Genomic DNA, 24,625 nt, shown 5'->3' with positions numbered 1-24,625 from the left:
TTTTTGTCGTGCCTTTTTTACTCCATACACCAAACATATTTCAATATCTCGGAGTGAATCTTACAGGTCGTCCCGGGAATTAATTAAAAATTTTTAAATATGATCAGACGTATTCTATTTCAGACCTAGTGTGGTATTGTCATGCCAGCAGACAAGAGAAAAAAGGAACTCCTTGACCTCTTCCAGGACCTCACCAGCAAGACGGAGATCGTCGAGCCGATGAAGAAGATCCATGGGAGTCTCAGGGACCGTGATGCCGTGGGGCGTGAGATCGCTCTTATCATGCGCGAGATCCTTGACCAGGGTTTCTTCCAGACCAAGCTCTCTCCCCGCCAACTGGCGACGCTTGTCATCGCCTTCAATGAAGGTAAGAATGACACTGAGATCGCCCGCGAGCTTGGGAACGAAAAACTGGCAAAGACCGTCGCGAGGGCACGAGTCAGGATCAAACTCTTCCGCGACTCTGATTTCGACATGCCCTTTGAGCGCAGTGAACTCACCGACCTTGTCGATTCAGGGAAGACGATGAACGAGATCTCCCAGACTCTTGGGATCAGTTCGTCGTCTCTGCGTGAGTACAGGCATGTGATCGCGATGGATGAGGACGCGACTCTTGACCCTTACCTGGAACGGATCAAGGACGTGATCGAGGACCGCGACCTCTCTGAACAGATGACCCGTGGCGTTACCAACGACGGGCTTGCTGAAGCGATCGATGTGACTGAGGCTGAGATGATCGACATTACCTGATCCCTGTTGCACGGCCCCCCAGTACCACCTTTTTTTACTTCATGGCACAGATCTGCGTGCATGAAGATCCAGTGGCTTGGCCATGCATGTTTCCTGCTCAAGGGGAGCAGGGATGTGGTGATCGATCCGTTTGTCCCTTCAGGTGAGGTTCCGGCCAGTCCGGATATCGTGGCTGTCACGCACGGTCACGCCGATCACCTCGGGGCGGCGGTGGAGATCGGGAAACCGACCGTCGCGATGAACGAGATTGCGAAGTACCTCGACGCACGGGGGGTGCCGACCGAGGGGATGAATATCGGCGGGACGGTCGAGGTGGATGGTGTCTCGTTCACGATGACCCCGGCGCTCCATTCTTCATGGCTTGAGGAGGCGGGCGAGGGGTACTATGGTGGGGTGGCGGCCGGGTTTGTCGTCAGGATGGACGGGGTCACCGTCTATCACGCGGGCGACACCGGGCTCTTTTCAGATATGAAGTTGGTCCGCGAACTCTACCGTCCCGAGGTCGCCCTCCTCCCGGTCGGCGGGCGGTATACGATGGGCCCCAGGGAGGCGATGATGGCGGCCGAGTTCGTGGGAGCAAAGACGGTCATCCCGATGCACTACAACACCTGGCCGCCGATCGCCCAGGACCTCTCTGAGTTCAAGGCGGCGATCGAACGGACGACCGATATCAAGGTGGCGCTGCTTGCGCCCGGCGAGAGTATCGAGGTGTAGGTTCAGTTACGGGTCTGTTCATGGCTGAGGAGAGTTTGGCGGGCCTTTGGCCCCCCTGGACTCTCTGCCGTGATGGTACCTTCAGGAACATACTCCAGTCACATCGCAAGGCCGGAGAGTTTTGGGATGACCTCTTTGATTATAGATCGATCGGTTCTGTAGAATTCAGCATGAGGCGAGTTCACGCCTCTGGCATACGGGATGAAAATCTCTCGTTACTTGATCGCTCTTTTTCGAGATTGGGGAATCGGTGGGGATCTTGTTCACTCGCCGCCCCCCCATCCTCGTTGTGGGGTGTCGGCCGTTCTTGATCGCCGTGCCTTTCCTCTCAATCGCGCCGGGGGGCCTGCCCCCCGACCCCCCCAGGATGAAGATAAGGGCGGGAAGGCAGAGGGCCGATTATTGCGGGGGAGTTTTTATCCTCTGTGTATCGGTCTCGATGACATTTGGTGAGTTCAGATCCTCATGTAAATCTGAAGAGATTATCTTCTGGATCATGGTCATAGTAAATCCTCACTATTCTCTGGGGGTGAGCGCGACTTCCCCCTCCTTCTCATGGTTTCTCGCGGGAGGCATGCTGCCCCCAGAACCCCCTGGATGAGGATGAGATGGGGAGGCACATTCGACGTTCATGGAGAGAATTGTGCGGACTTCGACCATATCATGCGGGGAAGCGCGGGGCGCGAGTGCCAGCGAACTTGAGATGATTGGAGGATCGGCCCTGTAGAAATCCTCTTGATGAATCACTCTGACGGGGGGCTGGCCGCTCCCCGAACCCCCGCCACACGATAGGTCGAGGACGGCACGCCCTCTTCAGGGGGTTTCGAATATACCTTCCCACCCCAACTTCATCCCGGGGGTCCGGTGGCAGCGCCCCTGGTGTGAGCATGAGGGAAGGTGGATGACACGCATTCTCCCCACGATAAATGAGGGTTTCTACAGAGCTAAAATCTGGAAAAAGTAGGGGCTCCCTTGCGATCAGTCCACTCAATTCACTGCCCGGCCATCTCCCCTCAATCATACCGCACGGGTACAGAGGCTCCCCTCAAGGGCTGAACGTGCATGCCGGGACCAGGATCAGAAAAAAAGAAAAGATTAGAAATCGGTCATAATCCGGAACTGGTCGATCTCCGGGGCGTTCATCCGCTCGAGGAACTCATCGGCGGCATGACCGATGTCCTTGCTCCCGGTGATGGCGCGGCCGACGACCAGGATGTCGGCGCCAGAGTCCAGGGCCTTCTGCACGACGTGCTGCCTGACCCCGCCTGCGGTTGCGACAAGGAGCTTGCCGCCAGCGGCCTCCTTGATCGCCGGGATGTTGCCCCAGGAATACTCGTCGCCTTCGGTGTCGATGGCGCGGTGGAGTTCGACGATGTCTGGCTTGACCTTCAGTTCCTTGATGAGCGCGACCGGGTCCTTGACATTGAGCATGTCGATGACCGAGTAGATGCCGGTCTTCTTCGTCTCCTCGATCGCCTTCTCGATGGTGGCAGTCGGGGCGAGGCCTGAGATGACGACGGCGTCGGCACCGGCGTCAGAGGCCATCCGTGCCTCCAGGTTCCCGGTGTCCAGGGTCTTGAGGTCGGCGATGATGAAGGCGTCTGGCCTGATCTTCCTGATCTCAGAGAGGACGTTCAGCCCGAACTGCTTGATCAGCGGGGTGCCGGCCTCGAAGACGACGTGGTCGTTCTTCGGGACCGCGGTGAGCACCGCCTCGACCCGCGCCATGTCCACCAGGTCCATGGCGACCTGGAGGTAGGGCGGGTTCCAGAGCCGCTGGACCTTGAAGCCCATGACTGCGTGGGTGGACCGGTCCTTCTCGTAGAGGAGGGTCTCGGTGTCCGGGAACTTCTTGAGGGCACGGCGGATGGCGAGTTTGGTGGCGCCATAGTTGTAGCGGTAGATCTTGCTGTAGTCCTCCGCGTCGGGCGCGATGAAGACGCTTGCGAGGATGACCGTCTCGTCAAGGTCGATGCCCTCAAAGACACCTTCTTCGACCGAGTCGGCCACGGCCTTCGCGACGGCGGCCTGTGCCGGGCCAAAGATCTCATTCACCTGCTCGCCATTCTTCAGGGTCACCTTCGGGATGATGAGGGTGGCCGGTTTGGTGAGGAGGTTCGGGCGTACCACTGCAAGGAGCGGGGTGTGACCCGCAGAGAGCTGTGACATACCGTTTGCAAAAGCCATCCCCACCGGTCCGTTCTTATCGCCCATGATAAGGTCGATGTGCGCGAGTTCCGCGCCAGTTCCAACGAGAGCTTCACCTATCAGATACATAGAAATCCCTTCAATAATGCTGCATATAGATGGCACGCGCTCATACATAAAGTGACGGGGGAGCAGGGAAACTGGAGGACCACCTGGGGGCGGAAGGGACGGGGGTGCCCAGGGAACCATCTGATGCGACGGGTCCCTGCGGCGGGGGGCAGACTGCTCAAAGACCGGTTCTGTAGAATCGCGCATGAGGCGAGAGCACGCCTCACGCATACGGGATGAAAATATTATCTCAGAACTGGATTGATTCTTGATCCTTATCCTTGCGTTCGAGGGGCGAATCGAGGTCGAGCATCATGCCACCCGCTGGCTATCTTCGTCGTAGGGGGTCCGGGGGGTTTCCCCCGGCGCGACGGTGGGAAAGAATCTACGATTGGGGGGTGGCACCTCTGATCGGTGTGCTTTCCCATACCATCGGCCTGGGGCGAGTGCCCCCGGACCCCCATGACGAAGATAGGGGAGGGCGGCCATTTTGATGATCTTCCCACATGGTGTCGCGGCGAGGAGGAGGTACACAGATCAGTGCACGACCAAGAGATCCATGATCGACCGGGTTCTACAGATCCAGAGTATCTCAAACTCGCAGTCTCATCTTCCCGTGGACCTCCCGCCTGGAGAGGGGGATGGGGACTGCCCTCCCATGCGTATGGTGTGGGGAGACGTGATGAATCGACGGGCCGCCCCTGTAACGACTCTGCCGGATTGAACATATGGGACGTGATCAGAGGAGAGGGACCGCCCCTCGTCTTTTGATGTGGTCAGGCACAATTTTTCAACCGCGTCAACCGCGTACTCTGAAATTCTGGCTCTGTAGAAACCCTTGCGTATCCTGGTGTGAGCGTGATGTATCTGCCTTCCCCCATGCTCCCGCCGGGGGCGAATGCCGCCCAGACCCCCGGGATGAAGATAGGGGTGGGAAGGCATCATCAACGACTACAAGGAGGACATTGCTGTCCGTCACCTATCTTCTCGTGGGGGCCCGGGGGGGCGGCACGCACCCCGGCGAAGAGAACGATCAAGAGGACTTCTACAAAGATAAAATTCCAGAGAAGACAGTCCAGAAAAGCCCATGAGACCTGGCGGTCCTTGGAATAGATCAGATAAGAACGTTCAGAAAACGTGGGGTCGGTGAGATTTGAACTCACGATCGACGGGTCTCTCCGACATGCGCGGGGAACGAGATTCTGCATCAGCGCTCCAACGGGTCATCATCAGATCAGTAGACCCATTGTTCATCACACGCAAAGACCGCTGGAGCCCGTCGCCATTCCGGACTAGGCCACGACCCCGAATGCATCATACATGTACGCCCTTCTCTAACTTAATTATTGTGATCGGCGAGCACTAATGATATAAGATCTTCTCGCACCAGTACATACGAAAATCTATGGTCACGGGCAGTTATGCATGCGGACATTCTGGGCTGTCGCTGATGGGCGAGACCATCGGCGCCATGCTCAACCGTATAGCCGCACGATACCCGGAGAACGAAGCCCTGGTATCTGTGCACCAGAACATCCGCTGGACGTACCGGGAGTTTCTTCTTCAGGTAAACTCTCTCGCACGTGGCCTTATGGCACTCGGCGTCGAGCGCGGCGACCGGGTTGCGATCTGGGCGATGAACTATGCCGAGTGGACCCTCACCCAGTTTGCGACCGCAAAGATCGGGGCCATCCTGGTCAACATCAACCCCTCCTACCGGGTCTTTGAACTCGAATACGCCCTCAAGCAGGCCGAGGTCTCGACCCTCATCGTGCAGGGGCGGTTCAAGACCTCCGACTATGTCGGCATGGTCTATGAGGCCTGTCCAGAGGCGATCGAGGCGCGGCCAGGGAGGATCTCCACCGAGAAGTTCCCGTTCCTCAAAAACATCATCTTCATGGGCGACATCCCGTACAACGGGATGTTCACCTGGGACGAGGTGCTCAAGAGGGGCGAGGTGATCAGCCGCGACGAACTCGAAGATCGTGAGGAGACCCTTAACTTCGACGACGCGATCAACATCCAGTATACCAGCGGGACGACCGGGTTCCCGAAGGGCGTGGTCCTCACCCACCACGGCGTGATGAACAACGGGTTCATCATCGGCGAAGGGATGAAGTTCACTGAGAAGGACCGTCTTTGTATCCCGGTCCCCTTCTATCACTGCTTCGGCATGGTCCTCTCGAACATGGCCTGCGTCACCCATGGGTCGACGATGGTCATCCCGTCCCCGGCCTTCAAGCCCGAGGCGGTCCTGAAGACGGTCCAGAACGAACGGTGCACCGCCCTCCACGGGGTGCCGACGATGTTCATCGCCGAACTCTCTCACCCCAACTTCGACAGGTACGACTACTCGTGCCTGCGCACCGGGATCATGGCGGGGTCGCCCTGCCCGATCGAGGTGATGAAGGAGGTCAACACCCTGATGAACATGAAAGACATCGTCATTGTCTATGGGCAGACCGAACTCTCGCCGGGCATCACGATGACCACCGTCGACGACCCCCTGGACCGTCGGGTGACGACGGTCGGGCGGGCCTTCCCGCACACCGAGATCAAGATCATCGACCCGGCGACGAGGCGGATCGTCCCCTGCGGGGTGGTCGGCGAGATCTGCGCCCGCGGGTATATGACGATGAAGTGCTATTACAACAACCCCTCTGCCAGCCGCGCCACCCTGGACCACAATGGCTGGCTCCATACCGGCGACCTCGGGGTGATGGACGAGGAAGGGTATGTGAAGATGTCAGGGCGTCTCAAGGAGATGGTGATCAGGGGCGGCGAGAACATCTATCCACGAGAGATCGAGGAGTTTCTTCACCTCCACCCCAAGATCGCCGACGCCTATGTCATTGGGGTGCCTGACACAAAGTACGGCGAGGAACTGATGGCCTGGGTGAAGCCGACGAACGGGAAGACCGTCACCGAAGAGGAGATCGTCGACTTCTGCACCGGGCAGATCGCCCGCTTCAAGATCCCGAGATATTACAAATTCGTCGACGAGTTCCCGATGTCGGTCACCGGCAAGATCCAGAAGTTCAAGATGCGCGAGATCGCGGTCGAGGAACTCGGGCTTGGCGAGGCGTCTGAGGTCAAGACGGCCTGAACAATCGGCTCTCTAGAACCACTCGCCGGTTCATGGTGTGAGCACGACGCACCCGCCTTCCCCCGTCATCTCGCCGGGGGCGCAACTCCCGCCACCGAGAGGAACCAGGAGGATTTTTACAGAGTTGAACAATCGTACTCTTTTTTTGGACCAGGAGAGGTTCCTCGTGTGGGGAGGGACGGCAATCCCGCCTTGGGGATCATCGAATAGGTCTTCCCGGCCTCATCATCTCGTGGGTCCGGGGGTGCCGCGCCCTTTCTGCGACTACGATGGAATGGTGGTCGAGGTATATTTTCCTGGAGGTCATCCCAGAATGATCTCGCTCTCTTCCTCACCAATGATAGCGACGAATGATAATGAAGAGATCCCAACTCTGTAGAATCGGGGTGGGATCGTATTCCATCGCCGCCCCCACCTATCTTCGGTCCGTGGGGGGTCCGGGGGGTGAACCCCCCGGCGCGAGATGGCGGTGAAGATTCGACGATGGGGGGGCGGCACATCGGATCGACGTGCCTTCCCGCACCACCATGCCGGGGGCGCGGCTCCCCCGGAACCCCAAGGATGGCGATAGAGGTGGGAAGGCAGCACGCCGATCATACTGAAGGTGTCTCTGTCATCTGCATATCATCTTCAACGAGATATGGGTGGTTCAAATTCTCATGCAAACCTTGAGAGATAATCGTCAGGATCATTTTCATCATAAAGCCTCTGGATGGTCATCTCGCCGGGGGGCGGCGAGTCCCCCACCTGAGAAAGACATCCAGAGGGGTTCTACAGAGCCAGAATTCCTGAAAGGAAGTACTCCGGTTCGAGGGGATGTTCACCCCAGGAGAGTCCTGGAATATGCTCCCAGGACGAGGTGAGGATAACTGCACCACTGTGTTATAGAATCCTCATGCCACATGAGAGAGACGAAGATGAAGGGCGGACCTGCGGCCGCCCCGAGAGATCGGTCAGGTGTGTGTCGGCAGCACTCTATATTTCAGACGACCAGGATAGGATGGGGCAGGCGTCAAGGAGATCATTTTTATGTGTCGCGTCAGGTAATGACTCCTGACCCCTGGAGGCAGACAACCTGGCGGGGGTATGGAGGAGAACATTATGGTCGGGATCACACATGACGCGATCGACCCCAGCGCACCGATGAAATCACGGAGCGCCGCCCTGGCAGGTTCGGTTGTCACCTATGTCGGGCGGGTGCGGGCCGAGGAAGGTTCCACCGGGCTTTCGATCGAGACCGATGTCGAGCAGGCGACAGATACGCTGGCATCGATCAGGGACGAGGCGGTGAGGCGCTATGGGCTGAGCTGTGCCGATGTCGTGCACCGCGTCGGCGAGGTGGATGTCGGGGACGTGGTCCTCCTGGTGGCGACGGGTGCGCCAGAGAGGGACGTGGCCTTTGAGGCGTGCGAGTATATCGTCAATGCCGTCAAGGAGGAGAAGATCGTCAGGAAACAACCCCTGCTTGCGGTCTGAAGGTCAGGAGAACGGTTCTGGCTCTCAAAACGATCTCTTTTTTCCGGGTGGGGGAGGCACTTTTTAACCCTTGTGCGCGCCAGGGGGATGCATGCCCTGCCCTTTCACTCTCATCACCGTGGAGGAGAAAGAGGATCTGGAGGCGCGGTATGTCGACGCGGTCGCCTATGAGGTGAAGTCAGAGATCTTCGGGTGCTGCATCAAACTTCTCACCGACGAGAAAGAGACAAAGGAGCGGTGGGAGGAGAACTTCTACTTCATCTCCCAGAACATTCGCTCTCATGGCCGTCTCTATCATCTCAGGGACCCCGCGGTCCCGGCCGAGACCGTGCGCTACGATCCCCAGTCCAGGACTGTGTTTCTCCTCAATGTCACCTATTATGGTCTGGTCAAGTCCCTCGCCCTCTCGGTCGCGGGGGACGTCCTGGAGGAGGAGCATGGGACTCATTCGGTCCACGGGGCCTGCGTGGATGCCGACGGCCGGGGCGTTGCGCTCCTCGGCGAGTCAGGGGCCGGCAAGACCACCCAGACCTACGGGCTCCTTCTGGACCCGCGGGTGCGGGTGGTCTCAGACGACTGGTTCTTTGCCAGGGTCTATGGGGACGAGGTCTTTGCGTATGGGTCTGAGAAGAACTTCTATATCAGGGCCGACCTGGCCGGGGCCTGGCCTGCGTTTGAAGATCTTGTCGGCAAGGCCGACCTCGACGCCGAGGGGCGGGCAGTGGTCGACCTCAGGTCGGTGGTCGGGAAGGGGCGGGTCCTTCCGATGACCACCCTGCGGACCATCGTGTTTCTCAGGCGCCACGAGGGAGGGGCGGCGGCGTGGTGCCGTCTCCTCGACCCTGAAGAGGCCCTTGAGATCGCGTCGGCCGCCGGCTACTTCAACCCCCATCTCCTGGTCAGGACGGCGTTCAGGGAGGGGATTCGCCGCAGGTTCTTCGCCTCGCTCCTCGGGGCGGCGAGGGTCTTCGAGGTCACGGCGGGGCCGACACCTGCCGGGACACAGGCGGTGCTGCGAGAGATCGTGCTGGGGAAGGAAGAGGTGGGGTGAGAAAGCGGGGCGCGTGAAGTCGGGCATCTCTTGCACCAGGAGTGTCAGACCCGTCTTCCTGGCCCAATCAGTATCTCCGGGGATGAGGGAGACCTGAGGGACAACGACCCTGAGAATACGGACCTGTAGAATCAGGCATGAACCAGGGGCTCAGGCATACGAGATGAAAAAGCACGACACCACGCGGACGATCATCAGATGGCCGCACCCCGACGCGAGGGGATAGGGGCTCTGTAGAATCGAGCATGAACCTTGGGCCACGCATACAGGATGAAAATATCATATCAGAACTGGATCGATTTCCGACCCTCATCCGTGTTTTGTTTGAGGAGTGGATCGAAGTCGAGCACCATGCCGCCCTCCGGTCATCTTCGATTTGACGGTTCCGGGCGGCCGATCCATCAGAGGAATATTCTATCCTCTGTGTGTCGGGCTCCAACGTGATATAGCGAGTTCAAACACTCATGCAAATCTGAAGTGAGGATCATAGGGATCATTTTCATGGAGTTCATCCCAAAACTCCCTGTGGCTTGAACATCTTATCGAACCGAAACTCATCTTTCCACGAATTCTAAACCCTCGCCTCCACTGGGGGGCTGGCCGCCCCCCAGACCCCCTGCACCACGATAGGTTGTGGACGGCAATCCCTCTTCAGGGAGTTCGAATATGCCTTCCCGGCCCAATCTTCATCCCCATGGTCCGAGCGGCACTCGCCCCCGGGCCCCCCATGGAGAGAAGATATGCGGGTGCGGCAATGATGCGGCGGTCTCACAGCGTGTCCTGTGCTGAAGGGGAGCACAGGTTCACACACCATAGGAGACTCACGATCATCTTCAATCGCGTATGCGTGAGCCTCATGGTCATGTTCGATTCTACAGACCCAGAATTTCTGAAAGAAAGCACTTCGGTCCGGGGGGATGTTCACCCCAGGAGAGTGGTGGGATATGTTCTGAACCAAAATCTCTGGGAAGGAGTGCTTCAGTTCAGGAGGGAGGTCAAACCCCTGAGAAAAATTCGTGAAGAGGGGGGTGCCGCCCCTTCTTGATCCCTGGCCACGTCCCGGCCAGGGGTCCGCGCCATACTCCTTATTCTGAGACAGACGCATGGTGCCGCGCGAGCAGCCCGGCGATCGCCTGCCGTGCGCCCTCCAGCACCTCCTCTTCGCCAGGGACGACGCGGTCCTGCATCAGGACGCGGCCGTCGCAGAGCACGGTGGAGACCGCACCGCCGTTGCAGGCATAGACCGCATTGGACGCCGGGTTGTAGAGCGGAGTGTTGCTGGAGGCCCGGCGGTCGAGGAGGACCAGGTCGGCGGGGGCACCGACCTCGAGTTTCCCGCCTTCAAAGCCGAGTGCCGCAGCGCCGTTTGCCGAGGCCATGGCAAGCGCCTCCTCTGCAGGGAGGATGGTCGGCGAGCGCCAGTAGAACTTCTGGAGGAGTGCGGCGAACTTCATCTCCTCGAACATGTCGAGATTGTTGTTGGACGAACACCCGTCGGTCCCGAGACAGAGCCCGGCACCCCTTTCCTTCAACCATTCATATGGCATCGCGCGGCCCACCGCGAGTTTCATGTTGCTTGCCGGATTGTGGGATGCAAAGACGCCGCGGTTGCCAAGAAGTGCGCAGTCGTCTGAATCGAGCCAGCAACAGTGGGCGGCGACCGTCCTCGGGGTGAGGAGTCCGCACCGGTCCAGCACCTGTGTGGGGCGCACTCCGGTCTTGGCGACGCAGTCGGTCACTTCCTGCTCGGTCTCGGCCAGGTGGACGTGGATGTTGATATCCTGCTGACGGGAAAATTCGGCGCACCAGGAGAGCCCCTCCTCGGAGACGGTGTAGATAGAGTGGGGGCCGACCGCCGCCTTGATCCGCGGGTTGTCCATCCCCCTGACCGAAGTGGCCAGCGCCTCGGTCGCCTTGATCTCTTTCTCCCGCTTCTCCTCGTCGAAGAGGTCGATGAACCCGTACGAGAGCTGCGCCTTCATCCCCATTGTCTCGACGGCCCTTGCGGCGTCTTCCATGAAGAAGTACATGTCATTGAACCCGACCGTCCCTGACCTGATCATCTCAAGGCATGCCAGGCGCGTCCCCCAGTAGACGTCGTCGGCGGTCAGGTGCGCTTCCAGTGGCCAGATCTTTTCAGAGAGCCACTCCTGGAGGATCATGTCGTCGGCATACCCTCGCAGGAGGGTCATTGCCGCGTGGGTGTGGGTGTTGTACAGCCCAGGGAGAGCGACCGCACCCTTCCCCTCGATGACAAGGTCTGCCTCGCCACCGGCGTCCTCACCGATGGCCGCAAACCGTCCGCCCTCGATCTTGATGTTCACCTGTCTGCCCTGCACCTCGACGTCCCGTACCAGGACGTCCTCTCCATTGTATACTTCTCTCATCATCTCATGCTCCCAGTGCCTGCACAACCGCACCGACCAGGTCCTCGGTCCGCCTCGCGTATTTCTTCGAGGTGGCAAGGATGTGTTCGTAGGTCAGCACCTCATCAGATAATCCATTCGCATAATTGTCGACCGTGCAGACCGCCGCAAACGGGATCTCGAGTTCTCGGGCAAGCGTCGCCTCGCTCGCCACCGTCATCCCGACTACATCCGCGATCTTTGCCAGGGCCTGCACTTCAGAGACCGTCTCGATCCTGGGGCCGCGCGTCTGGGCATAGGTCCCCCCGACCTCGGCGGTAGGGACGGCCTCTGAGATCTGCTTCACCAGACCCTGGTCAAGAGCCGGCATCACATGCTCGATGGCATGGTTGTGGAAGGAGGGGATGTCGGTGAGGCTGAGATAGTCGGTCGGGAGCATCACCGTCCCTGGCTGGATGAGGGGTTTCAATGAACCGACCGACCCGAAGGCGACGACCCGGTCTACGCCGCAGAGGGCGAGCGCCGCCATCTGGGCCTGATAATTGATCTGGTGGGGCGGACGGTCGGCCTGGTGCCTGAGCATCAGGGCGATCTCGCCGGTATGCACGGCGGCCGGACCGTACGGGGTCCAGACCGTCTTTTCCTCCAGTGGGGGGAGGTCACAGTACAGGAGGCTGGTGCCGCCGATGATCCCGAGCATCAGCAGGTCCTCCTCTGCTCCTCAGTATGCCTGCCTGCCATCAGAAAAAATTGGGTTTCCAGAGGGTTAAAGACCACCGCCCTGGAGGCTCTTCTCTGGATGGGCATTTCTTCGTGGTCATCTGTCGTGCTCTCCTGATTCAATTATCTTCGCAGGGGTCCAGGTGGCTGCGAGCGTGAGAAGATCGTTGATCTTTGAGAGCGCCCCTGGCAGGAACAAAGGCATGACGATCAGAGGTGCCATCCTGATCGTAGGGCTTTGTAGAAATCCTCGCCCATTCTGTGTGCACGTGTGATTCTCCCGCCTTCCCTCATGAATCGCCCCCAGGGGGGGGGCGGCCCCCGAGATCCCCGGGATGAAAAGAAGGCGGGGAAGGTACAATCCGCGGCCATGAAGGGCGTATTGCCGTCCGCCACCAATCGAATCGCGGGGGGTCTGTCGAAGAGAGCCGTCAAGATGATTTCTACAGAGCCGATTGAAGGGAAATTCTTCAGAACCAGGACCACCCCTTTTTACCCTCCGACATCTCATATCGCAGTGTTGAGATGAATATGAGCCGTTTTCATATGGTTGACGAGGGGACGATCGCGCGCGGCGAGTGCACAGATATCTATTTTGCCCGCTGTGAAGAGGTGCTTGAGAAGGAAGGGATAGACCCGGTGGTCACGATGGAGGTGACGACCGCAGGTATGCCCTATGAGTGGGGGATTTTCTGTGGGCTTCACGATGTCCTTGCTCTCCTTTCCGGTCTCTCGGTGGACGTGGAGGCCATGCCTGAGGGGAGCGTCTTTCGCCCGAGAGAACCGGTGCTCAGGATCACCGGGCGGTACCGTGAGTTCGGGGTCTTCGAGACCGCCCTCCTCGGGTTTCTCTGCCACGCCTCGGGGATCGCGACCGCCGCCGCGCATATCAAGCACGCCGCAGGAGAGCGCAAGATCTACTCATTCGGTTCACGGCGACAACACCCGGCGATCGCACCGATGATCGAGCGCTCGGCATGGATCGGAGGGGTGGACGGGGTCTCGAACACCACCGCCCCGCCTGGCATGCCGGTCGTCGGGACGATGCCGCACGCCTTTGTGATGTGTCATGAGAACCCTGAAGAGGCATGGACGGCCTTCGACCGCTATGCCGCGTCCGAGGTGCCGCGCCTGATGCTCTGCGACACCTTCGGCGACGAGAAGGAGGAGTGCCTCAGGGCGGCAGAACTTGGGTTCACGAAGGGCGTGCGCCTGGACACCCCGCGCTCGCGCCGCGGGAACATGCGTTCCATCCTTGAAGAGGTGCGCTGGGAACTCGACAGTCATGGGCACGAGGATGTCGAGATCTTTCTCTCTGGCGGTATCACGAGGGAGGACATCCTTGCCTTCCGCGATATTGTCGAGGCATTTGGGGTCGGGGGTTCGATCGCCAATGCCCCGGTCATCGACTTCTCCCTGGACATCATCGAGGTGGAAGGGAGGAGTGTTGCCAAGCGGGGTAAGTGGAGCGGGGTCAAGCAGGTTTATCTCTTCCCTGACGGCCGGCGGAAACTTCTCCCGATCTCCGCCCCTGCACCAGAGGGGGCCGCGCCGCTCCTGGTCCCGGCGATACGGGACGGGACGATCATGGCCTCTGCAGAGACTGCGGAGGCGAGGGCGCGCGTCCTCGCATATCTTGCCGGGATCGCAGGGTCTGTATGACCTGGGGGTATCCCGGCCCAAATCCATTTATTAGATGGCATGCAATATTGTAGGGTATCACCGGGCCGATAGATCAGGGGAAGATCGCTTCCTTGGCATGGAAGAGGCCGCGGGTTCAATTCCCGCTCGGTCCACTCGTTTTTGAAAAAACCTTTGTGAACTTCTTTGTTGAGATGAATTCCTGAGTTCAGGACATGTATCTGTGAGATCATCCCAGAACTCTCCGACCTTACCTTTACAGAAGATAGCGATGGATGATGATTGAAAGGTCCTCACCCCCTCGTAGCCTCGAAGCACCTATGGCCTTCCCGCACGCTCGTGCCGGGGGCAGCGCCCCCCGGAAACCCCCTGGATGGCGATAGGAGGAGGATTTCGTCTTTGATTGTCACGAAGGAGGGATTACTGTCCTCCTCCCTATCTTCTGCGGAGGACCGGGGGGCTGCCGCCCCCCGGCGGAAGGAAGATACGCATTCAAAATTCCTGGAAAGGAGTGTTTCAATTCAGGCCTCAGAGGGTTTTGAGATATGCTCTGTTTCAAGTGTCCTTGCGCGGTATTGTTTCAGCAATTCGGGTGACAGTAAAAACTACTTCCGGATCCTGACCTTCAATCACCCGATACTTTTGAGACGACTTTGTAGTGAAATGGCTTTGTAGAATTCGTCATGGGGCGAGAACATGTCTCAAGCACATGGGATGAAAATATTTTGTTGCTGGATTGGCTCTGTAGAACCCCTCTTGATGGTTCTCTTCGACGGGGGGACTCGCCGCCCCCGGCGTGATTGTGTGGGAAGGCGATTGCGTCGCCCTTGCACCGAGAGGAAGTGAGGGTTTCTACAAAGCCGCTGGATCATTCTTTTTTAAGACAGGAGAATCGGTGAAGATTTTTTTTCCATCGCTGCCTCCGCCTCTCCTCGTCGTGGGGGGGGGTCCGGGGTTTTTCCCCTGGCACAAGCGTGAGGGAAGGTGATGGATTCGGTTCACAGGGGATTGAAGTGATGAAAAGAGGATGGTTTCTACAGAGCCGGTAAAATAAAAAAAGTCGGCTCTGTAGAAACCCTCACCCTTTATGGGTGCACGCGTGACTCACCCCCCTTCCCTCATGAATCGCGCCGGGGGCGCTGCCCCCAGACCCTCGGGAGGAAGATAGAGACGGGAAGGCATATTCGAACTCCCTGAAGAGAGATGTGCCGTCCACGACCTCTCGTGGCGCGGGGGGACCGGGGGGCAGCAACCCCCTGGCGCAAGATGGCGAAGAAGGTTCTGTGATTGAGGGGGGGCCAATCGGATCGACGCATCTTCTCGCCACACCATGCCGGGGGCTCATACCAGAAAGAGGTAAGGGGTTCTACAAACTCACTACAACAGAAAAAATCTTCTATTCCCGGCTCTGTAGAAATCCTCCTGATGAATCTCTCTGGCGGGGGGCGTGCCGCCCCCCGAACCCCCCGCAACACGATAGGCCAAGGACGGCAGCACTCTCTTTATGGTCATCTATTCTGCCTTCCCGACCCTATCGTGGTCCCGGGGGTCCGGGGGCAGAGTCCCCGGCCAAAGAGGAGGGAAGGGGGGGGGAACACATGTCTCACCCACACAAGAGGTGAGGGTTTCTACAGAGCCCTATTCCCCCAATTCCAGACACCGACTCCCAGGAGTTCCGCGGCCCAGTTCAGATACTATTCAGCCGGTAATCATATCTCCCGCTGGTGATACGGTCCATCACGATCTCGTTTATCCTGTTGAAGTAACTCTCAGGGAAGTACCCTGACATGATTCTCGAACTCCCGATAGAGGAGAGCATATACACACTCCCCCTGGCGACCCCGAAGATCCTGGCGACCGGGCCCTCGGCAATCCAGACCATCTGCACCTTATCGTAGTTCATGACCACCGTCTCGCGATCGACGGCGCCGTTCACGAACGTGAAGAGGTCTTCCCCGGCGTCGAACTCCACGACCCTGTAGGTGACGTGCGCGGCATAGAAGATCGCGAGGATCACCAGCGCCGTACCCACGGGCAGCACAGACTGCACGACCGCATCAGGAATGCCGGAGATCCCGGAGAGGGCGGCGGCCTCGCGGGAGACGTAGAGCGAAGGGATGCACATCACCGCCGCCAGCACCAGGGACGCGAGGCCCGCCCGGATCTGGAGCACACGCTTTGCGCCTTCTGGCTGTTTGTGTGGATCGCGTTCGTAGACAAACTCCGGCACCAGTTCCCTGAGGACCCTCTGTTGGGTTGCATCATCTTTGAGCAGGCAGAGGACAGGGCTTGAACTCTCGTCGTCCTCAGAGGCCAGTCCCACCACCTCGGCCTCGATGCACGAACGCCCCAGAAGCCTGGCCGCAAGCGTGCTCTTGACGCGGACGGCGTTGACCCGTGAGACGCTGAACGAGGTTCTGTAGGTCCTGATCAGGCCATGCTGCAGGTAGACCGTGTCGCCCCGGCGGTAGACCTTGTAGTGGTAGTACCGGAATATCAGCGAGACCGACGGCATGATCTGGAGCCCGACGAACATCAGGAGAGAGATCATCGCCCCCGCACCCAACTCGGCCTCAGTTACCATGGAGAGGTAGAGTTCAAAGACCGAGTAGGCCAGGAACATCGACCCCAGTATGGTCTGGTAGGTCGGGACGCTGAAGATCCCATGGATGATCACGTCCAGCGGGGTGAACGTTGCCAGGGACTCGATCGTCTCCTCCTCGTCCTGGGAGATCGCATGGTCGTAGAGGCGCTGCGACATCTCTGACCTGAGCCTCTCGGCCACGTCCTGCTTGAATGTCAGGACCGCTTCCGGGGTCGTGGCGCTGGCTCCTGAGTTGATGTTGATCAGCACCTTCGCCGTCCCAAACACTCTGTTTGCGATGTCCCGGTTCATGTTGACCGACGCCATCTTTGTGTAGGGGAGGGTCTTTTTCATCTGAAAGAGGGTGTCCCTTTTTATCACGACATCGGTCTCATTGAACTGGATGGTCGTCCTCTTCCACTGCCTGTAGTAGAAGAGGAGGAGGGCGACAGGGGAGAGCGCGAGTACGCCCAGGACGGCGGTGTTATCGGTCCATGCACCGAGGAAAATCAGCAATATCACTATTGAGAAGAACGCATTGAACGAGTTCTCCACGATAATGCTGGGATGGCACCGGAATTTTTCGCCGGCCATGCTTCTCTCCTCTGAATACTGAGGCCCCTGTGGAGTGGTGCGTCTCTCGTCCGCGTCAGGGACGTCCTGTCCACACTGCAGACCTTCGGCTAGATCTTCGATGGCGGCCTGGTCGATAGAGGATGATTCCGCTTCTGTTCGGGTTGGAGGCAGCCCGTTTTGGTTCTCCACTCTTTTTACCTCCCGGTCTCCTCTCCTCTCACTCATCCGCAGGCCCGGCATCGGGGGCGGGGGTCGTTGTGATCCGGTCCTGGAGCATCCGGCCGATCAGGTTGTTGAGATGGTCTGCGACCTTCTCCGCCTCCTCGATCTCCAGATATTCGATGGTCGCATCCCCGCCTGCGGTCGTGATGGTGACGTCTGCAAGCCCGAGCAGGGTGTTGATCGGGCCCCTGGAGACTTCCACCTGGTGCACCCGTTCGATCGGTACCAGGATGTGGCGTATCACGAGGACGCCACAGCGGACGTCCACCTTGTCCTCGGTGATCTGGTACCTGTAGCGGGCATAGTAGACCGGCGGGGCCGCCACGATATAGACGAGGACAACTGCAAGGACCGCCAGCGCGGCATATTGAACAAGATCATAATACTGGCCCAGGAATTCCTGCGAAAAAGTTTTGAGGAGGAGATAGCCCGCGAGGAGTATGGCGTACGAGATGGCGTGCCCGATGTACATCGAGACCATGCACTTCCGGTTCAGTCGCCTGTAGCCCTCGCCTCCTGCACTGGTCTCATGGACTGGTTCCCTTTCATCGACCGTGGGGTGTCCTTGAAAAGGACTGGGGATTGGCATAGGTAGAGGTTTCCATTGTGCGCAATTGAAGGTATGGTCAGGAGGGGGGTGGGGGTCTCCAGCAATGCTCGCCATGCCGGTCGGGAGGCGATCTGCACCAGTCTCCGGGACTACAGATCTTGTTCATGCCTGGTCACTCTGCCCTCTCCTCTTAGTTGCGGTTCTCTCCAGTCCCTCTTGTGCGAAGAGAGGGCCGAGGAGGGGGAGGCCCTCGTCGTGATCATCTCTTCTGCCTTCCGCTTCATCGCCATCATGGAGGGGCGGCGCGTCCGGTCATAGAAGATGCGCGTGGTTCGGTGCTCTCCTGGCTCCAGGGCCCTGCGAGGGGGGGTTTGGGGAGCGGCCAGCCCCAATCTTTATTATGGGATTACGATCAATAGTGTAGGGTAGCAGGGGCCGATAGATCAGGGGAAGATCGCTTCCTTGGCATGGAAGAGGCCGCGGGTTCAATTCCCGCTCGGTCCATCTCTGTTTTTGCGAAAACATTTCTTCAGCATATCATTTCTGTACTGTTCTTTGGGTTGCCAAAACCCCAAAAAATAACTGTAGAAATCCTTTCCTCTTCCCGACGCGAGCGCGATAGAACCGCCTTCGTTCCTCGATCACTTCGGGGGCTCTCTCGAAAATCGGAGATTTATTTCATGCTCGTTCTTGCTCGCAGCCACTGGAATCCTAGGGAGGTAGATTGAGTCGGGAAGGTACACTCAACAAACGTGAAGAGGGGACTGTAGTCCACAGTCTCTCTTCGCACGGGGGAACCGGGTGGCGGCACGCCCCTGTAAAGAGAACGGTCCAGAGGAATTCTATAGATCCCAGAAACCATCAAAAAGAAAAGTTTGTTCTTCAAAGATCACTTCTTCCCACGAGATGAGCGGTACGCAGCGTTGTTTGGGTTTAACTGATTGGATCTATTGTTCGTTGTTGCCTTGTGGGCTGAGTTGTTTGGATTTTTCGCATTTGCCCTCTGATTGCTTCCCATCACATTTCACCTCCTTGCATGGTATCCATCACGAGCACAGAATAAAACGTTTCAGCAGAAGTAAAAGAGAATTGGTGTGAGTTTACCTGACTGTCCCTCCCTATTGTATACTGAGAGGTCGTGTGATCAAAGGGAGCAGGTATGGTGAAAATGAATCTTCATGGACAATAGATGCCGGTTTCTTGCATGGACCTATAGGCATACTTGGGAGTTCAAACTTGGTGCGACAGTTGATGTATTGGAATCTAAAAACGTGATGGGTTTCGTCTGCCTTGCCGAGGGACTGATATGCCGTTGAATTATATCTACCTCAGGGAGAGTGATCAGTGCGTCGCACAGATCAAGGAGTAAGTCATTCCTATTCTTCAATGCCTCATATTCATAAAAATCAGGAACAGTTCGGGAGAACGGGACACTTGCCTGTCCGAATAAATCTGAAAGAAGATCTTATTTGAACCATACCTTTTTCGAAGTGCAGATGATGGGCGGCTTCGCACCTGTGACTTAACCTCGCCATAACTGGCACAGCCACACTCTCCGATGAACAGGAGATCGAATCTCGCATGATTCTGGCCACGCCATTTGGATATTTTATTTTCTTCTCTATTGTATGCAAAACCGTTCTTCTTGCATCTTGCTTTATTCACGGATCTTACAAGGTCACGCATCTTGGTGGAAGCGTATGCTTCCGCCTGTGGGGGGATCGTTCTGGAGAAGGAATCATATCGAATAGGTTCAGGTTCTGGCAATACTCATTTTCAGACCAATATTCTGTCATGTCGCGTGTCATTTCATCAATCAATTTTACTTTGAAATGGTGTTATTGTTCATACTGCGATAGATCACAAAATTGGGCAATATAAGCCGGATTTCTGAGTAAACCTCCAGTGTAATAATTTTACAAAGGCAAAATGCTGATATGTAGTATAGTCGATTTTCTGCGGGATAACAGATATGCCAGAGTGTTTTGAATTGACCAAATGTGCAAAGGATATCCTGAGGTATTTCATTCAGGTCGAGAGTAGCAGCATCGAGTATTTCTGTCAGCGAAAGATAGGGGGTACTCAGGACACAGGTAAAACGGCGCTTGACCCCGTGTATGAGTATCCCTCGAAGATATGGAAAGAATGTGGCCAAAAGATAACAAAACCGACGATAAAATCCTGGTGTGAAAAATTTGAAGATATGGGAATATTATCTTCAGAAGAGAAACGAACAGATGGAGTGAATTCATTCCATAAGACAAAACATTATTCCCTCAATCATGATGCCGCAACATTAAAACAGATACTCGAGATCATCGTCAAGAATTTCGACCCCTTTGAACGATTGACGATCTTGAGCAGTGCATATTTCGATTACTTTATTGATGAAAACCTTGTTAGAGAGATCCTGTTTAAAAAAAGCGTATATATCCGGGATAGTTATGATATCCTTGATGTAAACTGGGAAAATATTCGCAGCGCATGGAACATCTGGGTGCAGGACGAAGAATTTAATGAAGAGAGGTTGGTCGAAGAGGTCCGAAGTGAGATATCCTGGACTGAAGATAACACGGGAAGGCACTCCCATCGCCCTGACCGGTGTCTAATCTCGCCATGTGCGTCCAACTGTGCGATCCCCATTGTAACCGACACATTTTATAAAACAAGGCGCTCGGATTTTGTCGATAGAATAAAATTTGGATTCACAATAGAATCTGCCGATCGTGCGATAAGGGGATATCCTGAAATTTTGCATTCTCACAGAGAAGTCATTGAGATGGAGAAATGTATTCTCCCAATATTAACGCTGATTAAATCCTCACCATCTGCGCTGCGGTACTTCCTGTCAGGAGAATGGCATTCCTTTGAATTGAAAAAGGAGATGGTGGAGGATCATGAATACGCTTCTGAATTTATGAAAGATATGGTCTCCATCGCAGCGCGTGATATCAGTATCACTCTTCAGATCCCGATGAATAATATCGTGGACTATGTGGACTTTAATCATCGGGAGTGGGTTCTCTCTCCGGACGGTGACGTCAAACCGCACATCGCGTATATGTTTTTCTCTTTAAAAAATGGAAATACACTTTCTATCGATCTGAAGTACAGCGCTCGCCAGATATCCAAACAATTTTGTTTCATTCCTGTGGACGGCCATGGAACCTGTTCTCCTGGTACCCGATATGAAGTAAAAATACCCGATGAAATGGACTTTAAACTGAAGATCTGGACAACTGACAGTCCATTATGTATCGCCCCTGAAGACATCAAGGATAAAGAAAAGTTCATGGAATGGTTATCCAGTGACAGCGCCATACCTCGCCATCTGGTGCAGATGCTATCGAACAGAGTACAGAATATGATCCGCGTTTATCCATCGAAAGACAACCCTTCGGATACTTTTTTCAAACTCCTTCTTGAGGATCTCAATCGGGCACTGAGGAGGCCAGATCTCTTTGAAAAATCATGTTTTGAAGGAACAGATGTCGACATTGACGGTTATTGTAAGATATTTGAACGGTTGAACAAAGATCCCGTGAAGCACGGAGAGGTTCAGAGTACTGTCACCTATTATAACCGGGAACTCATCGAAGCGATCATTCCAGACCTGCTGTATAAACCTGGCGAGTTGCAACCCTCACAGGAAGCTGTGATGGAATATATACATAGGACATTTGATTGATCCTTGAATCAAGCGGGAGTATTTTAGAAATCCCCGAAGAATCTTCCGGGTACCATGTTTTGGGAGTTTGTTTAATCTGGAGTTCGTTTAAAAATGAACATATCCCAAAACTTCCTGAGGTTTGACTATCGTCTTGAACTGAAGTCGTTCGTTCCTGAATTTCTAAACCCTATCCTCCACCGGGGGCACCGCCCCCTGACCCCCCGCAGATGAAGATTGGCGGAGGATCGCGTCCCGTCTTCACGATCATCGCTCTGCCTTCCCGTCCTCATTGCCATCCCAAGGGTTCCGGAGGCATCGTCCCCAGCGCGGTGGAGTTGGAAGGCATGAATGCATGCATGGATCCGCAACGAAAAGGGGAGGATTTCTCCACCACATCTAATGCTCTCTTCTGAGAGGGGAAGGGCTGGAGAGGTTTGGGATGGCCTCAATGAAAAAATGTGCGAACTCCCTCCTTCAGAACCGCACACTCTTATCTGGGCATTCAGTAGACTTCCCCGACCCACAGATCGCTTTCATCAACCTGATCGCACAGAAGTCCCCGCACATCGTGCAGATCTCGTTCCCTGCCGTCTCCATGATCTGCTGCGCCCGTTCTGGATCGAATGTACAGGCGATCTGGCCGCCCCTGTTGAACTCCGCTCTATTCCTGGCCATCTCAAGGTCCCTGCCGACGGCGCCCCTCTTCACCGAGTCCCCGATATGTGCGGCGATCCTGAACGCGATCAGCCCCTCCTTTACATGCTCGGGAGAGGGGAGACTGAGGTGCTCGGCCGGCGTGATATAGCAGAGATAGTCGGCGCCCGCGGCGCTCGCCGCACTCGCCCCCACGGCCCCGGCAACATGGTCGTAGCCTGCCGCCACATCGGTCGGCAGAGGCCCGGCGACGAAGAGCGGGAACGAGGAGTGCGTCTTGTAGGAACGTATGACCTCCCTGATCCGGTCGAACCTGATATGTCCCCCTGCGCCCTCGATGATCGCCTGGACCCCCATATGATGGGCGTACCTGGCCAGTTCGATATTCTGCCTCATCTCCTCCATCTGCACCGGGTCCTGCGGGTCATGGATGCACCCGCTCCTGGCCGTGTTCCCGAGCGAGAGGACGATGTCGTGCTCCCGTGCGATCGCGAGGATCTCGTCGAAGTGCTCGATAAAGGGGTTCTTGCACTGGTTGAGGTACATAAACGAGGAAGTGATCGACCCACCCTTGGAGACCACGCCCATGACCCGCCCCTGCGCCTTCAGGAGATCGATCATATGGGGGTTCACGCAGTGGACCACCAGTGAACTCACCCCCTCCTCAGCCTGCGCCCTGATGGTCGCAAGGATATCTTCTGCCGTCAGGTCTTCGAGGCCATGTTCCGCCACCGCCTGATAGATGGGCACAGTGGTGAGCGGGAGGGTGGTGCGCCCCGCGACCGCGGCCCTGATCGCCGGGATGTCGCCCCCCATCGAGAGGTCGGAGATCATGTCGGCTCCGTATCTCTCGGCGACCAGGGCCTTCTCCACCTCTTCGTCAGGGGAGACGCTGACATTGGAGGTTCCAAGGTTCACATTGATCTTCGTCCTCAGGCCTGCACCGATGCCGACGCACTTCTCGCCACGGTGCATGATCACCACGCTGCCCTCGGCGATCCTCTGGCATAACTCAAGAGGATCGATCTCTTCTTCATCCGCCACCGCCCTGATCGCGGGCGTCACCACATTGGATCGTGCTGCTTCAAGAATGCTGGTCATGATATCCTGTCTCAGAACTCTCTGAATGAATGGGGTTTCCAGAGTAAAGAGGGTTTATCGCCCCTGTAGAGTCCGGCATGAACCCCCGGGCTCAGGCATACGAGATGAACTGGACATGATCATGGGTCTCCTGGTCGTGCACCCTCCGGTGCGGGACGGCGGTGAAGATTCGACGATCAGGGGCGGCACCTCTGATCGACGTGCCGTCTCAAAGGGCCGGTCATTCAGGAGATGTATCTGCAATCTGTATCTCACTCTTGAAGGAATCTGGTGAATTCGGCTCTGTCGAATTGGGCATGATCATGGGTCTCTTTCAGCACAGGGCACCGCGGCCCTGCCCCTGTCCTCGTCATGGGGGGTGTACCCCCGGTGCGAGACGTCAGTGAAGATCCTGCGCTGAGGGTCGCCGATCAGATCGACGTGCCTTCCCGCACCCCCGCGCCGGGATGGCGATAGGGACTGGAAGGGGAAGGCAGCGGCCCGATCATTTGTGAGATGATCTGCGTGTCGGTCAAGAAGGGGCGTGGTGGATTCAAACTTTTCATGGAGGTCATCCCAGAACTCTCCAACCCTCCCCCTCCCAGAAGAGAGCAATTGATGTGGTGGAGATATCGTTGAAGATGACATGCAGATGAGAGAGATACCTTCAGCATGATCGACGTTCTGCCTTCCCGACTCTCTCTTGCTCCCCGGGGTCCGGGCGCCGCGCCCGCGGCGTGAAGGTCTGGGAAGGCGTGATGATCGGGTGTGCCGTCCCGATCATAGAATCGTCCCTGTCATCTCGCGGACCCCCCTACGACGAAGAGGGGGAGGGGCTGCGAGTGAACACGATTCCCTCCTGCTCCTCAGTCTTGAAAAAGAGAGACCACGTGACAAGAAATGTTCATCGCGTATGCGTGAGCCGGGGGTTCATGCCAGATTCTACAGAGCCGTGAATTCAAACTATTATGGAACCCCAGAGAGATGATCTTCACGATCATTTTCATGAGCATATCCCGCCACTCTCCTGAGGTGAACATCCCCCCAGTCCGAAGTGCTTCCTTCCTGAAATTCTGAACCAACTTCCACCAGGGGGAGACCCCCCTGAACCCCCGCGGATGAAGATTGACTGAGGATTGCGTCCTCTCTTCACGATCATCGCACTGCCCCCCCCGGTTCTGTCGGTATTCCTGGATTCTGGGCGGCACT

Annotated in this window: 14 protein-coding genes and 3 tRNA genes; 10 read left to right on the top strand and 7 right to left on the bottom strand. The window is 56.9% G+C overall.

Features of this window, described 5'->3' with window-relative positions; all coding sequences use genetic code 11:
- Positions 1 to 141: 141 nt before the first annotated feature.
- The gene (locus tag J2129_RS06000) at positions 142 to 750 is read left to right on the top strand and encodes a response regulator receiver protein (RefSeq protein WP_209630003.1); all 609 of its coding nucleotides are present in this window, start codon (positions 142 to 144) and stop codon (positions 748 to 750) included.
- Positions 751 to 810: 60 nt separating this feature from the next.
- Entirely contained in the window at positions 811 to 1,464 is a 654-nt protein-coding gene (locus J2129_RS05995) for a metal-dependent hydrolase (protein ID WP_209630002.1), read from the top strand.
- A 1,095-nt stretch (positions 1,465 to 2,559) separates the two neighbouring features.
- Here the strand turns inward: J2129_RS05995 and J2129_RS05990 are convergent.
- Entirely contained in the window at positions 2,560 to 3,741 is a 1,182-nt protein-coding gene (locus J2129_RS05990; RefSeq protein ID WP_209630001.1) for a bifunctional 5,6,7,8-tetrahydromethanopterin hydro-lyase/3-hexulose-6-phosphate synthase, read from the bottom strand.
- Between the two features lie 1,117 nt (positions 3,742 to 4,858).
- Positions 4,859 to 5,027, bottom strand: a tRNA-Trp gene (locus J2129_RS05985).
- Positions 5,028 to 5,125: 98 nt separating this feature from the next.
- Here J2129_RS05985 and J2129_RS05980 point away from each other — a divergent pair.
- The 3 genes from J2129_RS05980 to J2129_RS05970 all read left to right on the top strand — a co-directional run bounded on the left by J2129_RS05980 (position 5,126) and on the right by J2129_RS05970 (position 9,353).
- Positions 5,126 to 6,826 (top strand): AMP-binding protein, encoded by a 1,701-nt coding sequence (locus J2129_RS05980; RefSeq protein ID WP_209630000.1) that lies wholly within the window; start codon positions 5,126 to 5,128, stop codon positions 6,824 to 6,826.
- A 1,101-nt stretch (positions 6,827 to 7,927) separates the two neighbouring features.
- Positions 7,928 to 8,302 carry a molybdenum cofactor biosynthesis protein MoaE gene (locus J2129_RS05975; RefSeq protein ID WP_209629999.1) on the top strand — a complete coding sequence of 125 codons (375 nt, stop codon included), beginning with the start codon at positions 7,928 to 7,930 and terminating at the stop codon, positions 8,300 to 8,302.
- Between the two features lie 91 nt (positions 8,303 to 8,393).
- Entirely contained in the window at positions 8,394 to 9,353 is a 960-nt protein-coding gene (locus J2129_RS05970) for an aldolase (protein WP_209629998.1), read from the top strand.
- Between the two features lie 1,085 nt (positions 9,354 to 10,438).
- On the opposite strand, the gene J2129_RS05965 is transcribed toward J2129_RS05970, so the two are convergent.
- Both J2129_RS05965 and J2129_RS05960 read right to left on the bottom strand, forming a co-directional pair.
- Positions 10,439 to 11,740, bottom strand: coding sequence for an amidohydrolase family protein (locus J2129_RS05965; protein WP_209631271.1), 1,302 nt, complete (start codon positions 11,738 to 11,740; stop codon positions 10,439 to 10,441).
- 4 nt (positions 11,741 to 11,744) lie between these two features.
- Entirely contained in the window at positions 11,745 to 12,419 is a 675-nt protein-coding gene (locus J2129_RS05960) for an MTAP family purine nucleoside phosphorylase (protein ID WP_209629997.1), read from the bottom strand.
- Between the two features lie 551 nt (positions 12,420 to 12,970).
- Between J2129_RS05960 and J2129_RS05955 the strand changes: the two genes are divergently transcribed.
- Together J2129_RS05955 and J2129_RS05950 are read left to right on the top strand one after the other, a co-directional pair.
- Positions 12,971 to 14,101 carry a nicotinate phosphoribosyltransferase gene (locus J2129_RS05955; RefSeq protein ID WP_209629996.1) on the top strand — a complete coding sequence of 377 codons (1,131 nt, stop codon included), beginning with the start codon at positions 12,971 to 12,973 and terminating at the stop codon, positions 14,099 to 14,101.
- Between the two features lie 62 nt (positions 14,102 to 14,163).
- Positions 14,164 to 14,235: transfer RNA gene (locus tag J2129_RS05950), tRNA-Ala, on the top strand.
- 1,532 nt (positions 14,236 to 15,767) lie between these two features.
- Here the strand turns inward: J2129_RS05950 and J2129_RS05945 are convergent.
- Complete coding sequence (locus tag J2129_RS05945) at positions 15,768 to 17,258, bottom strand: PH domain-containing protein (RefSeq protein WP_209629995.1); 1,491 nt, start codon at positions 17,256 to 17,258, stop codon at positions 15,768 to 15,770.
- A gap of 199 nt (positions 17,259 to 17,457) precedes the next feature.
- Positions 17,458 to 18,051 (bottom strand): PH domain-containing protein, encoded by a 594-nt coding sequence (locus J2129_RS05940; protein WP_209629994.1) that lies wholly within the window; start codon positions 18,049 to 18,051, stop codon positions 17,458 to 17,460.
- A 393-nt stretch (positions 18,052 to 18,444) separates the two neighbouring features.
- Between J2129_RS05940 and J2129_RS05935 the strand changes: the two genes are divergently transcribed.
- Together J2129_RS05935 and J2129_RS05930 are read left to right on the top strand one after the other, a co-directional pair.
- A tRNA-Ala gene (locus J2129_RS05935) sits at positions 18,445 to 18,516 on the top strand.
- 1,468 nt (positions 18,517 to 19,984) lie between these two features.
- Positions 19,985 to 21,700 carry a hypothetical protein gene (locus J2129_RS05930; RefSeq protein WP_209629993.1) on the top strand — a complete coding sequence of 572 codons (1,716 nt, stop codon included), beginning with the start codon at positions 19,985 to 19,987 and terminating at the stop codon, positions 21,698 to 21,700.
- 456 nt (positions 21,701 to 22,156) lie between these two features.
- Here J2129_RS05930 and thiC read toward each other — a convergent pair whose 3' ends face one another.
- On the bottom strand, positions 22,157 to 23,437 hold the full coding sequence (thiC, locus tag J2129_RS05925) for a phosphomethylpyrimidine synthase ThiC (RefSeq protein WP_209629992.1): 1,281 nt from the start codon (positions 23,435 to 23,437) through the stop codon (positions 22,157 to 22,159).
- A 121-nt stretch (positions 23,438 to 23,558) separates the two neighbouring features.
- Between thiC and J2129_RS05920 the strand changes: the two genes are divergently transcribed.
- Complete coding sequence (locus J2129_RS05920; protein ID WP_209629991.1) at positions 23,559 to 23,711, top strand: hypothetical protein; 153 nt, start codon at positions 23,559 to 23,561, stop codon at positions 23,709 to 23,711.
- Positions 23,712 to 24,625: the final 914 nt, after the last annotated feature.

This window comes from Methanofollis sp. W23 (assembly GCF_017875325.1).
Lineage (GTDB): Archaea > Halobacteriota > Methanomicrobia > Methanomicrobiales > Methanofollaceae > Methanofollis.
The sequence above is the reverse complement of the archived record's forward strand: the minus strand, read 5'-3'. Positions and strand labels throughout refer to the sequence as shown.

Bases quoted from the DNA above. Each gene is read 5' to 3' on its own strand.
- J2129_RS06000 (WP_209630003.1), top strand. From the start codon at position 142: ATGCCAGCAGACAAGAGAAAAAAGGAACTCCTTGACCTCTTCCAGGAC.
- J2129_RS05995 (WP_209630002.1), top strand. From the start codon at position 811: ATGAAGATCCAGTGGCTTGGCCATGCATGTTTCCTGCTCAAGGGGAGC.
- J2129_RS05990 (WP_209630001.1), bottom strand. From the start codon at position 3,741: ATGTATCTGATAGGTGAAGCTCTCGTTGGAACTGGCGCGGAACTCGCG.
- J2129_RS05980 (WP_209630000.1), top strand. From the start codon at position 5,126: ATGGTCACGGGCAGTTATGCATGCGGACATTCTGGGCTGTCGCTGATG.
- J2129_RS05975 (WP_209629999.1), top strand. From the start codon at position 7,928: ATGGTCGGGATCACACATGACGCGATCGACCCCAGCGCACCGATGAAA.
- J2129_RS05970 (WP_209629998.1), top strand. From the start codon at position 8,394: ATGCCCTGCCCTTTCACTCTCATCACCGTGGAGGAGAAAGAGGATCTG.
- J2129_RS05965 (WP_209631271.1), bottom strand. From the start codon at position 11,740: ATGAGAGAAGTATACAATGGAGAGGACGTCCTGGTACGGGACGTCGAG.
- J2129_RS05960 (WP_209629997.1), bottom strand. From the start codon at position 12,419: ATGCTCGGGATCATCGGCGGCACCAGCCTCCTGTACTGTGACCTCCCC.
- J2129_RS05955 (WP_209629996.1), top strand. From the start codon at position 12,971: ATGAGCCGTTTTCATATGGTTGACGAGGGGACGATCGCGCGCGGCGAG.
- J2129_RS05945 (WP_209629995.1), bottom strand. From the start codon at position 17,258: ATGGCCGGCGAAAAATTCCGGTGCCATCCCAGCATTATCGTGGAGAAC.
- J2129_RS05940 (WP_209629994.1), bottom strand. From the start codon at position 18,051: ATGCCAATCCCCAGTCCTTTTCAAGGACACCCCACGGTCGATGAAAGG.
- J2129_RS05930 (WP_209629993.1), top strand. From the start codon at position 19,985: ATGCCAGAGTGTTTTGAATTGACCAAATGTGCAAAGGATATCCTGAGG.
- thiC (WP_209629992.1), bottom strand. From the start codon at position 23,437: ATGACCAGCATTCTTGAAGCAGCACGATCCAATGTGGTGACGCCCGCG.
- J2129_RS05920 (WP_209629991.1), top strand. From the start codon at position 23,559: ATGGGTCTCCTGGTCGTGCACCCTCCGGTGCGGGACGGCGGTGAAGAT.